This is a genomic window from Candidatus Villigracilis proximus, from assembly GCF_016717045.1.
GTDB classification, from domain to species: Bacteria; Chloroflexota; Anaerolineae; order Anaerolineales; family Villigracilaceae; genus Villigracilis; species Villigracilis proximus.
On the sequence record NZ_JADJUO010000001.1, the window covers coordinates 552936 to 566361 of the forward strand.

The following is a 13426-nucleotide window of genomic DNA, read 5'->3' on the forward strand; positions in this document are numbered from 1 at the left end:
CAAAGCGCGGACGGAGACGCTGGCATCCTGCGCATTTTTCTGGCTTCGAGTTTTTCCTGTCCCCAAGCAGAGTCCACGCACGCCCCGGCGGACAGTCCACGCAAACGGGGGCACGTCCCTTGCACAACAAGGTAAAAAATCTATGAAAGATTTACTTCTCTTTTATAGGATAAGGCATCATGTATAACAATAAACTGGACTACTATCTAAACACATGGGGTCTTTCAAATCCGCAATTGCTCACGCAAACAGTGACCGGTCAGATCTACACGGTTACATACAATACTGAAACAGTGATCCTCAAACTGCTGTCTGCAACAGAGACGGATGAGCAGCGCGGCGCGGTGTCGTTGCGTTGCTTTGATGGTCATGGAGCAGTGCGTCTTTTGCAATATGACGATGGCGCGCACTTGCTGGAATATGCCGCAGGTGACGAACTCGTAACATGGGTTGAACGTGGAGAGGACGAAAACGCCACGCGCGTCATTGCGCAAGTCATTCAACAGATTCATAGTGCCCCTCAGGATTCACCGCATGATGGTTTGTTCACTCTGGATCGCTGGTTTGTGGAATTGTTCAACAAAGCAGCAGCAGACAGGCAGGCCGGGATCGAGTCTATCTATGTGCGGAGCGCGCCTCTCGTGCGGCGGCTGCTCGCTGACCAGCGCGAGATACGGGTACTGCACGGTGACATCCACCACCGCAATATCCGCCAGTCACCGCGCGGCTGGCTGGCCTTCGACCCGAAAGGTGTGATCGGTGAGCGCACTTACGACTGCGCCAATACACTGTGCAACCCGGCGATGCCCGAACTTGTCCACAACGAAAACAGGTTGTTGACGAATGCTGCGATCCTTGCGGATACACTCAAGATCGACTTTTCACGTGTGCTGGAGTTTACCTACGCTTACGCCTGCCTCAATGCAAGTCAGTGTCTGCGGATCGGCGCGGAAGAGATGGTAGATTGGTCTCTCAATGTGGCTGTGATCATCGAACCGCATATTAAGTTGTAGCAGGAAGATCTTGATTTTATACAAGATGCGGATGCCCAAACGACAAAATGTGATCGATCTGATTTTCCGAAATCTACATCACTGCCCTTGACGGATTTCCGAATCTGCCTATAATCGGACGAAATCAACAGCCCATGAATCCAACTTTGTTCAGCCTCTCCCTTATTGTAGTAGTCCTTGCGGTCCTTATTATTAAGGATCAATTTTCGGTTAGGATGGCTGCGGTGAGAACGAAGTAGATCACTGAGTAAGTACGAAGAGCCGCCCTAACCACGGGCGGCTCTTTTTATATCAATTAAGAACTGATCACAGACAATAGACTACAGACCACCAAACATCGTCAATTGTCCATCGTCCATGGTCTAAAATCAAAGGAGCATTATGCGTTCAGATACAGTTAAAAAAGGTTATGAGAAAGCCCCGCATCGCGCGTTGCTGCGTGCCACGGGTTTGCAGGATGAAGATTTCAACAAGCCGTTTGTCGCCATTGTTAATTCGTATGTGGATGTTGTCCCCGGGCATGTGCATTTACAGGAGTTCGGCAAACTGGTAAAAGATGCTGTCCGCGCGGCGGGCGGAGTGCCATTCGAGTTCAACACCATCGGCGTGGATGACGGAATCGCAATGGGCCACATGGGGATGAAGTACTCGCTTCCCTCTCGCGAACTAATTGCTGACTGCGTCGAGACCATGATCGAAGCTCATAGATTTGACGCCATGGTCTGCATCCCGAACTGCGACAAGATCGTGCCTGGCATGTTATTGGCGGCCATGCGAGTCAATGTGCCGACCATCTTTGTCTCCGGCGGCGCGATGAAAGCCGGCATGACTCCTGATGGTGAAACGATTGATCTGATCTCCGTCTTTGAAGGCGTTGGCGCATTTTCAGCAGGCAAGATCGACGAGAAGCGCTTATCCATTTTGGAAAAATTCGCCTGCCCATCTTGTGGCTCTTGCTCCGGTATGTTCACCGCTAACTCAATGAATTGTTTGATGGAAGTGCTCGGACTGGCGTTACCTTATAACGGCTCTGCATTAGCCAAGACTCCCGAACGCGAAGACATCGCCAGACGTGCTGCCACTCAGGTCATGACCCTCATCGAACGCGACATCAAGCCGCGCGACATCATCACCGCCGAAGCCATTGACGACGCATTTGCGTTGGACATGGCAATGGGCGGTTCATCCAATACTGTGCTGCATACGCTGGCATTAGCCAACGAAGCAGGTGTGCCGTATCCGTTGGAGCGCATCAATTCCGTTGCTGATAAAGTGCCGCATATCTGTAAAGTGAGTCCGGCGGGCAAATGGCACATGGAAGATGTGCATCGCGCAGGCGGAATCCCTGCCATCTTGAACGAAGTGCAGCGCGGAACAGGGATGCTGCATTTGGACCGCATCACCGTAACAGGCAAGACTCTGGGGGAATCGATTCAAGGTTGTGAGATCAAAGACGAAGAAGTCATTCATAAATATGAAAATGCATATTCCAAACGCGGCGGTTTGTCTATTTTGTTTGGTAATCTCGCACCCAAGGGTTCGGTTGTAAAAGTGGGCGGCGTGAGCCCGGCCATGATGAAGTTTGAAGGTCCGGCTGTGATCTTCGAATCACAAGATGAAGCCATGGCTGGCATTATTGCAGGCAAGGTCAAAGCCGGTGATTGTGTTGTGGTGCGTTATGAAGGTCCAAAAGGCGGACCCGGTATGCAGGAAATGCTTTCGCCGACCGCCGCCATCATGGGGCAGGGACTTGGCGACAAAGTTGCGCTGATCACCGATGGTCGTTTCAGCGGCGGGACTCGCGGCGCATGTATCGGTCACGTTTCACCGGAAGCCGCTGCGGGCGGTCCGATTGGAGCGATTCAGGCTGGGGATGTAATCCAAATTGATTTGGTGGCACGCAGTCTCAACGTTAAGTTAAGTGACGCGGAGATTCAAAGTCGGCTGGATGCATTACCTCCGTTCAAATCCACAGTTACATCCAAGTGGTTGAAACGATATTCGCATTTCGTGACGAGCGCGGATACTGGTGCTGTATTAGAAAGTTAACTATGGAGTCCGCCAGCTTGCTGGCGATGTGACAGTAAGCTGCCACACTCCAAATTAAGGAGAGCAAATGAAAAAGACAGGTGCAGAAATTTTATGGGAATGCGTGGTGCGCGAAGGCGTGGAAGTGGTCTTCGGGTATCCAGGCGGGGCGAATATGCCGATCTATGATGCGATGTTGAGTTATCCGATCCATCATGTGTTGGTACGGCATGAGCAGGGCGGGGCGCACATGGCGGATGGGTACGCGCGTGCTTCGGGCAAGGTGGGGATGGCGATGGGCACATCAGGCCCGGGCGCGACAAATCTTGTGACGGGTATTGCCACGGCGATGATGGATTCTGTTCCTGTAGTATTCGTTACGGGACAGGTCGCTGCTCACCTGATCGGCGGGGATGCGTTTCAAGAAGTGGATATGACCGGTATTACATTGCCGATCACAAAGCACAATTATCTGGTAACACGTGCCGATGAAATTGCAGAAGTTGTGCGTGAGGCATTTTACATCGCACGCAGTGGACGTCCTGGCCCGGTGTTGATCGATATTTGTAAGAATGCGCAGGTCGAGTCTTGCGAATTTGAATATCCTGAAAATGTAAAACTCCCCGGCTATCAACCCGTTGACCATTCACCGAAGGAAGCATTGGAGAACGCGGTCAAATTGATCGAGAAGGCGCAGCGCCCGGTTATCTTGTGCGGACATGGTGTGCTGGTTTCCAAAGCTGAAGAAGCATTGATGAACTTCGCGGTCAAAACACAGACTCCGGTTGCCAGCACCTTGCTTGGGCTTGGCGCGTTCCCTGCTTCACATGAATTAAGCCTCGGCATGATGGGCATGCATGGTGAAGTCCATACCAATCTGGCGATCCAGAATTCTGATCTGATCCTGGCTTTCGGTATGCGCTTCGATGACCGCGTGACAGGCACGTTGAAAACATACGCACCGCATGCCAAGAAAATTCACGTTGAAATTGATCCATCTGAAATTCACAAGAACGTAGCCGTGGACGTTCCGCTGGTGGGTGACTTGAAAACCGTTCTGACAGATCTCGTGCCGATGGTCGATGAATACGATCACGAAGAATGGAAAAAGCAGATCAACGAATGGAAATCAGAAGCCGACGCACGCAGCATTATGAACTGGCCGGATGACGGCAAGTTGTATGTGCCGCATTTGATCGGCGATATCTGGAAGGCAACCGGCGGCGGCGCGATCGTCACCACGGACGTCGGTCAACATCAAATGTGGACAGCACAGTATTACGCCCTAGATAAGCCGAATCGCTGGCTCACTTCCGGCGGCGCGGGCACAATGGGTTTTGGTTTACCTTCTGCGATTGGCGCATGGTTTGCCAACAAAGAACAGGAAGTGTGGGCTGTGGCAGGTGACGGCGGTTTCCAGATGACCGCCGCCGAACTCACCACCGCTGTGCAGGAAGGCGCGAACGTGAAAGTTGCGATCATGAATAACAGCTTCCTCGGCATGGTGCGTCAGTGGCAGGAATTCTTCTTTGAGAAGCGTTACTCTGCTGTGAACATGCTTTCCCCTGATTTTGTGAAACTGGCCGAAGCGCACGGAGTCCCTGCTCGGCGTGTGACCAAGCGTGAAGAAGTGGATGAAGCGATTGCATGGGCGCGCAGTATCAAAGGCCCGACCGTGATCGAATTCAAAGTGGAAATGGAAGAAGCCGTCTACCCGATGGTCCCTGCGGGCGCGGCGTTGGATCAGATGTTGCAGAGACCGGCAAAGAAATAAGAGCATGCCTGCTCACGTTTTCTTTCCTCTTTCTTCTTTTACTGAATGAAAGAGGAAAGAAGAAAGAAAAGAGCACACATGAATTGGAGAACGAATGAACTACACTTTCATAGCATTAGTAGAAAACAAACCCGGCGTGTTAAACCGCGTGGCTTCGCTCTTTCGCCGCCGTAATTTCAATATTGAATCCCTCGCTGTCGGGCGCACGGAAGACCCCGAAGTCTCGCGCATGACCGTGGTTGTGGATTGTCCCAATGGCGATATGGATGCGCACAAGATCGAAGCGAATCTATATAGACTGGTCAACGTGATCGATGTGCAGGATGTCACGCGTCAACCCTCGGTAACCCGTGATCTGGCTCTGATCAAAATAAAGGTCGGCCCCGAGAAACGTGCTGAAGTTAATGGCCTCGCAGAAATTTTCCGCGCTCATATCGTGGACGTGGCCTTTGATTCAGTGATCGTTGAGATCACCGGCACCGAAGATAAGATCGAAGGCATGATCGAACTTCTGCGTCCGCTGGGAATCGTGGAAATGGTACGCACCGGCCAGGTCGCGATGACTCGCGGTCTGACAGATGGCGTCCGCCGTGTGCAGGGTGTCACCGGAAGCCGCTACGAAGATGTATCTGAAATGGCGGAGATGGCGCCGTAACGGAAATTATGAATTATGAAGGATGAAGGATGAATAGAGCCTACTCCTGAAAAATGAAATTTAAAATTTGATAAAAATAAAAACTAGGAGAAACATAATCATGGCAAAGATCGATTTTGGTGGCACAGTAGAAGAAGTGGTAACACGCGACGAGTTTTCACTTGATAAGGCGCGTGAAGTATTAAAGAATGAAGTGGTAGCCGTCCTTGGCTATGGTGTGCAGGGACCTGCGCAGGCGATGAACATGCGCGATAACGGCATCAACGTCATCGTGGGTCAGCGCGAAGGGACTTCCAATTGGGATAAGGCCATTGCAGACGGCTGGGTTCCTGGTGAGACTCTCTTCAATGTTGAAGAAGCCACCGAACGCGGCACTGTTGTTCAATATCTGCTTTCCGATGCCGGTCAGCGCTCACAATGGCCGAAGATCGTGGAACATCTCAACGAAGGCGATATGCTCTACTTCTCACACGGATTTTCGATCGCATTCAAAGATCAGACCGGTGTTATTCCTCCTCCACACGTGGATGTGGCTTTAGTTGCGCCCAAGGGTTCCGGCCGCAGCGTCCGCGATAACTTCCTCGAAGGCTCAGGCATTAATGCCAGCTTCGCCGTCCATCAGGATGCGACAGGCCGTGCCAAGGAACGCACCATTGCTTTGGGTATCGCCATTGGTGCAGGATATTTATTCTCCACCACTTTTGAAAATGAAGTCCATTCCGATCTGACAGGTGAGCGCGGAATTTTGATGGGCGCTCTCGCGGGTGTGATGGAAGCGCAGTACAACGAACTCCGCAAGAATGGACATTCCCCCTCCGAAGCCTTCAACGAAACCGTGGAAGAACTTACACAATCTCTCATTCGCCTCGTCGGCAAGAACGGCATGGATTGGATGTATGCCAACTGTTCCACCACCGCCCAACGCGGTGCATTGGATTGGAAAGATAAGTTCCGCGATGCGACCGCTCCTGTTTTCAAGGATCTATATCAGAGCGTAATCACTGGCAACGAAGCCCGCATTACTCTTGAAGCCAACAGTCAGCCTGATTACCGCGCAAAACTTGAAGTGGAACTTGCTGCCATCCGTGATTCTGAAATGTGGCGCGCTGGCGCTGCTGTCCGCTCGTTACGCCCTGAGAATTGGAAGAAATAATAGTGAAGTAAACATGTAGCACGTAAACATGTAAATGGCTTTCAATTGCAGGCCTCCATGTTTACCTGTCTACCAACTTTAGGAGTTTTTATGCCAAATAATTATGTAAAAATTTTTGACACCACGCTGCGCGATGGGGAGCAATCTCCGGGCGCGACCATGACTTCCGCTGAAAAATTGGAAGTGGCGCACAATCTTGCGCGTTTGGGCGTGGACATTATCGAAGCGGGATTTCCTGCCGCTTCGCCGGATGATCTGGAAGCCGTCAGACGAATTGCTGTTGAAGTTGGCCGACCAGCTGCCGGTACGCCTGATGCGAAGGTTCCCGTCATCGCAGGTTTGGCGCGTGCCAATAAACCTGATATTGATAAGGCGTGGGAAGCTGTCAAAGAGGCGCAAAGGCCGCGCATCCATACCTTCCTTGCAACTTCTGCCATTCATATGAAACATAAGTTAAAGATGGATCCTGAAGATGTGGTTCAACGTGTTTCTGAAATGGTGACCTACGCAAAGACATTATGTGATGATGTTGAGTTTAGCCCTGAAGATGCAGGCCGCTCTGAACCTGAATTCTTGTATGTGGTTTTGGGTGAAGCCATCAAAGCGGGCGCGACCACATTGAATATTCCCGACACGGTGGGCTACACCACGCCCGATGAATTTTATAAATTGATCGATGGCATTATCAAGCACACGCCCGGAATGCATGATGGCATCACAGTTTCGGTGCATTGCCACGATGACCTTGGACTCGCCACTGCGAATACATTGGCTGGCATTCAAGCGGGTGCGCGTCAGGCTGAAGTGACCGTAAACGGAATTGGCGAACGCGCGGGTAATACCTCGCTCGAAGAAGTTGTGATGGCGTTGAAGACGCGTCATCCTGTTTACCAACTTGAAACAGGAATTGAAACTCAGCAGCTTTCACGCATTAGTAAACTCGTCAGCAATTACACGGGCATTGTGGTGCAGCCGAATAAAGCCATCGTAGGTTCGAATGCTTTCGCACATGAAGCGGGCATTCATCAAGATGGAATGTTGAAGCACCAGACCACTTATGAGATCATGCGCCCCGAGGATGTGGGTGTGAGCCATACCAATCTTGTGTTGGGAAAACATTCAGGCCGTCATGCGCTACGCAGCCGTCTTGCTGAAATGGGACATTCGCTGGATGACGTTGAACTCGATAAGGCGTTTGCACGATTCAAAGATCTGGCTGACCGCAAAAAGGTGATCACCGATCTTGATCTCGAAGCTTTGATCGCCGACGAATTCTATAAACCACGCGATGTGTATTTGCTCAACGGTATGCAGGTTTCGTGCGGCACAATGGGCATGCCCACCGCCACTGTCCGTTTGCGCGGACCGGATGGGATCATTCATACTGTGGCTTCCATTGGCACCGGTCCCGTGGATGCAACCTACAAAGCGATTGACTCGATCGTCAGTGTGCCGTGTACTTTGCTGGAGTTCAATATCCATGCCATTACTGAGGGAATTGATGCCCTTGGCGAAGTCACTGTCCGTATTCAAGGTGACAATGGTTCAACTACCATGGATGCGCAAAGTGAAGTTTCGTATACTCGCGTATATGGCGGCCACGGCGCCGATACCGACATCATTGTCGCCAGCGCCAAAGCTTATATCAATGCCTTAAACAAACTCATCATCGCCCAAACTGAAGGCACTGGAAAAGCAAAAGATAATATTGGCGTGATGTTGGGATAAAGGAAAAATAAGATGAACACTCAAGATGAAAATCGAGACATTGACTACAACTCGGCATACAACCCGTTTCCCGAACCGCAAACCATCCCCGCTGGCTGGGACATGAGCGCGTTTCTTTCCACGCCCGAACCTGCTCCTGTTCAAGAAGCAGATGACTCCACTGAAAGTTAAATCTCCTACGATCAGACTTCGGAAGTCTTGAAGGTTCTAAAAAGACTTCCGAAGTCTCGTCACCAAACTAACCTTATGCCTAAAACACTCTTTGACAAAATTTGGGAATCCCACGTTGTTGCAGAACAACCTGAATCTCCCGCAATCCTTTACATTGACCTGCACCTCGTGCATGAAGTCACATCACCGCAAGCCTTCACAGGCCTGCGTCAGCGCGGACTGAAAGTCCGCCGCCCCGATAAAACTTTGGCGACAATGGATCACTCGATTCCTACCACGCCGATAGAGGTTCCCATTGCTGATGCTCTTGCCGCCGCGCAGATCAAACAAATGGAAACCAACGCCGCTGAATTCGGAATCACCCTGCACGGCATGACCAGTCCGCACCGCGGCATTGTGCATGTCATCGGGCCCGAACTCGGACGCACCCAGCCCGGCATGACCATCGTCTGCGGTGACAGTCACACCGCCACACATGGCGCATTCGGCGCACTTGCTTTCGGCATTGGCACCTCTGAAGTGGAGCACGTACTCGCTTCTCAATGTTTGTTGCAACGCAAGCCAAAAACATACGAAGTCCGCGTGAACGGAAAACTTGCAAATGGCGTTTCAGCCAAGGATATTATTCTCGCACTCATCGCCAAGATCGGCGTCGGTGGGGGAACGGGTCACGTCTTTGAATTTACAGGCGAAGCCATCCGCGGATTAACAATGGAACAGCGCATGACCATCTGCAACATGTCCATTGAAGGCGGCGCCCGCGCTGGTATGATCGCACCCGATGAAGTGACCTTTGAATATCTCAAAGGCCGCGAGTTTGTTCCGCAAGGCGAAGCATGGGAAAAAGCCGTTGCCTACTGGAAAACATTACCCAGTGACGAAGGCGCGGTCTACGACAAGACCATCACGCTTGAGGCATCCGAACTTGAGCCAATGATCACCTATGGCACAAATCCCGGCATGGGCATGAAGATCACAGACCGAGTCCCCATGACTGAATCATTCACTGAACCTTCACAAAAGCAGCCTTCGAAAAAGCATTGAATTACATGGGCTTACAGCCCGGCCAGTCTTTGCTCGGCCAAAAAGTTGATGTGGTCTTCATCGGCTCCTGTACCAACTCACGCATCTCCGATCTGCGTCTCGCCGCCGCAATGTTGAAGGGACAGAAGGTCTCTGAAACGACACGTGTGATGGTTGTCCCCGGCTCGCAGGATGTGAAGAAGCAAGCCGAGCAGGAAGGCCTCGATAAAATTTTCAAAGAAGCTGGTGCAGAATGGCGCGAAGCAGGCTGTTCCCTTTGTATCGCGATGAACGGAGACCAACTTCAGCCAGGTCAATATGCGGTTTCAACAAGCAATCGTAACTTTGAAGGACGCCAGGGCAAAGGCGGGCGCACTTTCTTAGCCAGCCCTGTCACTGCGGCAGCAACAGCCATTAGTGGCGTAGTCACTGATCCGCGCACAATTTCTTAATGCAGAATGCAAAATGATGAACGCAGAATAAAAAACTCATCATTCTGAATTCATCATTCATCATTTGGAGTACCATGGCAAACTTTACAACACTTACCTCGCGCGTCATGCCTCTGCCTGTCAACGATATTGACACGGATCAGATCATCCCTGCGCAGTTCTTGAAAGTCACAGACAAGAACAATCTCGCCGACGCGCTTTTCTTCAACTGGCGCTATAACGATGACAAATCCATCAAAAAGGATTTCATCATCAACAAACCTGAATCAGCTGGCTGCCAGATCCTATTGGCTGGTGACAACTTCGGGTGCGGTTCGAGCCGCGAACATGCCCCGTGGGCGCTCACCAGTTACGGCTTCCGCGCTGTCATCTCCACTTCCTTCGCAGACATCTTCCGCAACAACTCTTTGAAGAATGGATTAATCCCCATCATCGTGGATGACGCGACTCACAAGATGCTCTTTGAACTTGTGGAAGAAGCGCCTCGTGCCGAACTGACAGTTGATCTGGCGGCCCAGACATTATCTTTCCCTGGCGGTTCTGTCACCTTCCCGATCGATCCCTTCAATAAAACCTGTTTATTAAACGGCGTGGACGAACTCGGCTACATCCTCGGTTTTGAAAAAGACATCGCTGCTTTCGAACAGCGACCATAGACAGTAGACCGCAGACGATGGAAGTTTTCATGGTCTATTGTCTGTGGTCCACGGTCAGATAAGATACTTATGCAAAAAATACAAATCTACGACACCACTCTGCGAGACGGCACACAGTCTGAAGGCTTCACGCTTTCAAGCAATGACAAGATCCGCATCGCGCAAAAACTCGATGAGATCGGCGTAGCTTTCATTGAAGGCGGCTGGCCCGGCTCAAACCCGAAAGATGTTGAGTTCTTTGAACGCGCCCGTGATATGCAATGGAAGAATGCACTCATCGCCGCGTTCGGTTCCACCTGCCGCGTCAAAGGCGGACCTGAAGACGATGCCAATATCAAAGCCCTGCTTGATTCCAATACGCCCGTCTGCACCATCTTCGGCAAAACATGGACTCTGCACGTCAAGGAAGTTTTGCTCACCACCAATGATGACAACCTGCGCATCATCGAACAATCGGTGGCCTATCTTAAAGCCAATGGCAAGCGTGTGATTTATGATGCCGAACATTTTTTTGACGGCTACAAAGCGGATTCATCCTACGCGCTCGAAACTTTGAAAGCCGCAATTCGCGGCGGCGCAGAGACTGTCGTCCTGTGCGACACCAACGGCGGAACATTGCCCTGGGAAGTGGAGAACATTGTCCGCGAATTAAAACCTGCGCTGGCTCATCCCTTCGGAATCCACACCCATAACGACGGCGAGTGCGCCGTGGTCAACTCGTTGGTGGCGGTGCGGGAAGGCGCAATTCAAGTGCAGGGCACGATCAATGGTGTAGGGGAGCGCTGCGGAAATGCAAACCTGTGCTCGATCATTTCAGACCTCGAATTGAAAATGGATCATCAATGTCTGCCCGCCGGAAAACTTGAGCATTTATACGACCTGTCTCATTTTGTTGCGGAAGTTGCAAACATCACCCCAGATGAACATTTGCCGTTCGTGGGTAAATCTGCTTTTGCGCATAAAGGCGGCGTACATGTTGCCGCCATGCGCCGTTCACCGCAATCGTATCAGCACATTGAGCCGGAAAAAATCGGCAACAAAATGCGCGTGGTCGTCTCTGATCTTTCAGGCCGTGGAAACTTATTAAGCAAAGCTGAAGAACACGGCGTGGAAGTGGAAGGCGAAGAAGTCGTTGGTGTGCTGAATGACATCAAGGAACTCGAGTCACGCGGATTCTCCTTTGAAGCCGCCGAAGCCTCTGTGACCATGATGTTGAAGCGTCAGGAATACGGCTACAAAGCTCCATTTGAGTTGATCGATTTTTCAGTCAACGTGGAACATCGTCAGGGGCGTGGAATTTTTGCCGAAGCGACTGTAAAGGTAAAAGTGAAAGGTGAGTTATTTCATACCGCAGCCGATGGCAATGGCCCCGTCAACGCAATGGATAATGCTTTGCGTAAAGCGTTGGTGAGTTATTATCCGCAAGTTGCAAAATTTCATCTCTCTGATTACAAAGTTCGCATTCTGGATTCAGATCATGGCACCGAAGCGATTACCCGCGTGTTGATCGACACACGCAACGACACAGGCCGCTGGAGCACTGTCGGTGCGAGTACAAATATCATCGAAGCCTCATGGCGCGCGCTGGCCGATTCAATGGAATACGGGCTGATGGTGGCGCACTAAAAATCTGACGATGGACGACAGACCATTGACTATCCAGTATGGTCCATCGTCCGCTGTCCATCGTCAAACAACAAGGAATTATTTATGAAAGCAAAAATCACCCTCCTCCCTGGCGACGGCATCGGACCTGAAGTGGTCGGCGAAGCCGTGCGCGTGCTGGATCACATTGCCAGTAAATACAAACATACATTTGAATATAAAGAACGCTTGATGGGCGGATGTTCCATAGATAAATATGGCTCATCACTCACCGATGAAACCCTCGCCGATTGTCAATCGGCGGATGCGGTTTTGCTTGGCGCGGTGGGCGGACCCAAATGGGATGACCCCGCCGCCAAAGACCGCCCCGAGCGCGGACTGCTCGCCTTGCGCAAAGGTCTCGGCGTGTTTGCGAATCTGCGCCCGGTCAAAGTCCACCCGGCGTTGATGGAATGGTCACCGCTCAAGCCTGAGAAATTACAAGGCGTGGACATTCTTGTGGTGCGCGAACTCACCGGCGGCTTGTACTTTGGCTGGCCCAAGGGACGCGATATTAAAGATGGCCGCGAGCGCGCCGTGGATACACTTGAATATTATGATTATGAAATTCGCCGTGTGATGGAACTGGCTTTCAAACTGGCAAAAGGCCGCAAGAAAAAAGTAACTTCTGTGGATAAAGCCAACGTGTTAGAATCATCGCGTTTGTGGCGTCAGATCGCGACAAAAGTTGGGGCGGAGAATCCTGACGTGGAGTTGGATCACATGCTGGTGGATACCGCTTCAATGCGGCTGATCACTGGTCCCGCGTGGATGGATGTGGTGGTCACTGAGAATATGTTCGGCGATATCCTCACGGACGAAGCGTCGGTTTTGGCAGGATCAATGGGAATGTTGCCTTCTGCCAGTTTGGGCGAATCAGGCGTCGGGTTGTACGAACCGATTCATGGATCCGCTCCAGATATTGCAGGCAAGGGGATTGCCAATCCGACAGGAACAATCCTATCGACTGCGATGTTGCTGCGTCATTCATTGAAGTTGGAAGCTGAAGCCGCTGCGATCGAAAAGGCTGTGGATGAAACCATCACCGAAGGCGCACGCACTGCGGATATCGGCGGCAAGTTAACTACCCGTCAGATGGCGGATGAAATTATTAAACGGATATAAGGAG

Annotated in this window: 10 protein-coding genes and 1 pseudogene; all 11 read left to right on the forward strand. The window is 51.3% G+C overall.

From position 1 onward, the window contains the following. Nucleotides 1–179 precede the first annotated feature (179 nt). The 11 genes and pseudogenes from IPL71_RS02940 (at nt 180) to leuB (ending at nt 13422) form a co-directional block, all read left to right on the forward strand. A complete protein-coding gene (locus tag IPL71_RS02940; RefSeq protein WP_345318674.1) occupies nt 180–1013 on the forward strand; it encodes an aminoglycoside phosphotransferase family protein in 834 nt (277 codons plus the stop codon). A 381-nt stretch (nt 1014–1394) separates the two neighbouring features. Beyond that, nucleotides 1395–3062, forward strand: a complete 1668-nt coding sequence (gene ilvD, locus IPL71_RS02945) for a dihydroxy-acid dehydratase (RefSeq protein WP_345318676.1) — start codon at nt 1395–1397, stop codon at nt 3060–3062. A 67-nt stretch (nt 3063–3129) separates the two neighbouring features. Further along, on the forward strand, nt 3130–4815 hold the full coding sequence (gene ilvB / locus IPL71_RS02950; protein ID WP_345318678.1) for a biosynthetic-type acetolactate synthase large subunit: 1686 nt from the start codon (nt 3130–3132) through the stop codon (nt 4813–4815). Nucleotides 4816–4909: 94 nt separating this feature from the next. After that, the gene (gene ilvN, locus IPL71_RS02955; RefSeq protein ID WP_345318680.1) at nt 4910–5470 is read left to right on the forward strand and encodes an acetolactate synthase small subunit; all 561 of its coding nucleotides are present in this window, start codon (nt 4910–4912) and stop codon (nt 5468–5470) included. A gap of 100 nt (nt 5471–5570) precedes the next feature. Next, the gene (gene ilvC, locus IPL71_RS02960; RefSeq protein ID WP_345318682.1) at nt 5571–6623 is read left to right on the forward strand and encodes a ketol-acid reductoisomerase; all 1053 of its coding nucleotides are present in this window, start codon (nt 5571–5573) and stop codon (nt 6621–6623) included. A 90-nt stretch (nt 6624–6713) separates the two neighbouring features. Further along, the gene (locus IPL71_RS02965; protein ID WP_345318684.1) at nt 6714–8351 is read left to right on the forward strand and encodes a 2-isopropylmalate synthase; all 1638 of its coding nucleotides are present in this window, start codon (nt 6714–6716) and stop codon (nt 8349–8351) included. Between the two features lie 12 nt (nt 8352–8363). Continuing rightward, entirely contained in the window at nt 8364–8522 is a 159-nt protein-coding gene (locus IPL71_RS02970) for a hypothetical protein (RefSeq protein ID WP_345318686.1), read from the forward strand. Nucleotides 8523–8597: 75 nt separating this feature from the next. After that, a pseudogene (leuC, locus tag IPL71_RS02975) lies at nt 8598–9997 on the forward strand (3-isopropylmalate dehydratase large subunit). Between the two features lie 74 nt (nt 9998–10071). Beyond that, complete coding sequence (gene leuD, locus IPL71_RS02980; RefSeq protein WP_345318688.1) at nt 10072–10653, forward strand: 3-isopropylmalate dehydratase small subunit; 582 nt, start codon at nt 10072–10074, stop codon at nt 10651–10653. Between the two features lie 69 nt (nt 10654–10722). Then, nucleotides 10723–12279 carry a citramalate synthase gene (gene cimA, locus IPL71_RS02985; RefSeq protein WP_345318690.1) on the forward strand — a complete coding sequence of 519 codons (1557 nt, stop codon included), beginning with the start codon at nt 10723–10725 and terminating at the stop codon, nt 12277–12279. An 84-nt stretch (nt 12280–12363) separates the two neighbouring features. Beyond that, nucleotides 12364–13422 carry a 3-isopropylmalate dehydrogenase gene (gene leuB, locus IPL71_RS02990; protein WP_345318692.1) on the forward strand — a complete coding sequence of 353 codons (1059 nt, stop codon included), beginning with the start codon at nt 12364–12366 and terminating at the stop codon, nt 13420–13422. The last annotated feature ends 4 nt before the right edge of the window (nt 13423–13426 follow it).

Excerpts from the sequence above, each read along its gene's own strand:
- ilvB (WP_345318678.1), top strand. The coding sequence starts at position 3,130 with ATGAAAAAGACAGGTGCAGAAATTTTATGGGAATGCGTGGTGCGCGAA.
- IPL71_RS02970 (WP_345318686.1), top strand. The coding sequence starts at position 8,364 with ATGAACACTCAAGATGAAAATCGAGACATTGACTACAACTCGGCATAC.
- leuB (WP_345318692.1), top strand. The coding sequence starts at position 12,364 with ATGAAAGCAAAAATCACCCTCCTCCCTGGCGACGGCATCGGACCTGAA.
- cimA (WP_345318690.1), top strand. The coding sequence starts at position 10,723 with ATGCAAAAAATACAAATCTACGACACCACTCTGCGAGACGGCACACAG.
- ilvC (WP_345318682.1), top strand. The coding sequence starts at position 5,571 with ATGGCAAAGATCGATTTTGGTGGCACAGTAGAAGAAGTGGTAACACGC.
- ilvN (WP_345318680.1), top strand. The coding sequence starts at position 4,910 with ATGAACTACACTTTCATAGCATTAGTAGAAAACAAACCCGGCGTGTTA.
- leuD (WP_345318688.1), top strand. The coding sequence starts at position 10,072 with ATGGCAAACTTTACAACACTTACCTCGCGCGTCATGCCTCTGCCTGTC.
- IPL71_RS02940 (WP_345318674.1), top strand. The coding sequence starts at position 180 with ATGTATAACAATAAACTGGACTACTATCTAAACACATGGGGTCTTTCA.
- ilvD (WP_345318676.1), top strand. The coding sequence starts at position 1,395 with ATGCGTTCAGATACAGTTAAAAAAGGTTATGAGAAAGCCCCGCATCGC.
- IPL71_RS02965 (WP_345318684.1), top strand. The coding sequence starts at position 6,714 with ATGCCAAATAATTATGTAAAAATTTTTGACACCACGCTGCGCGATGGG.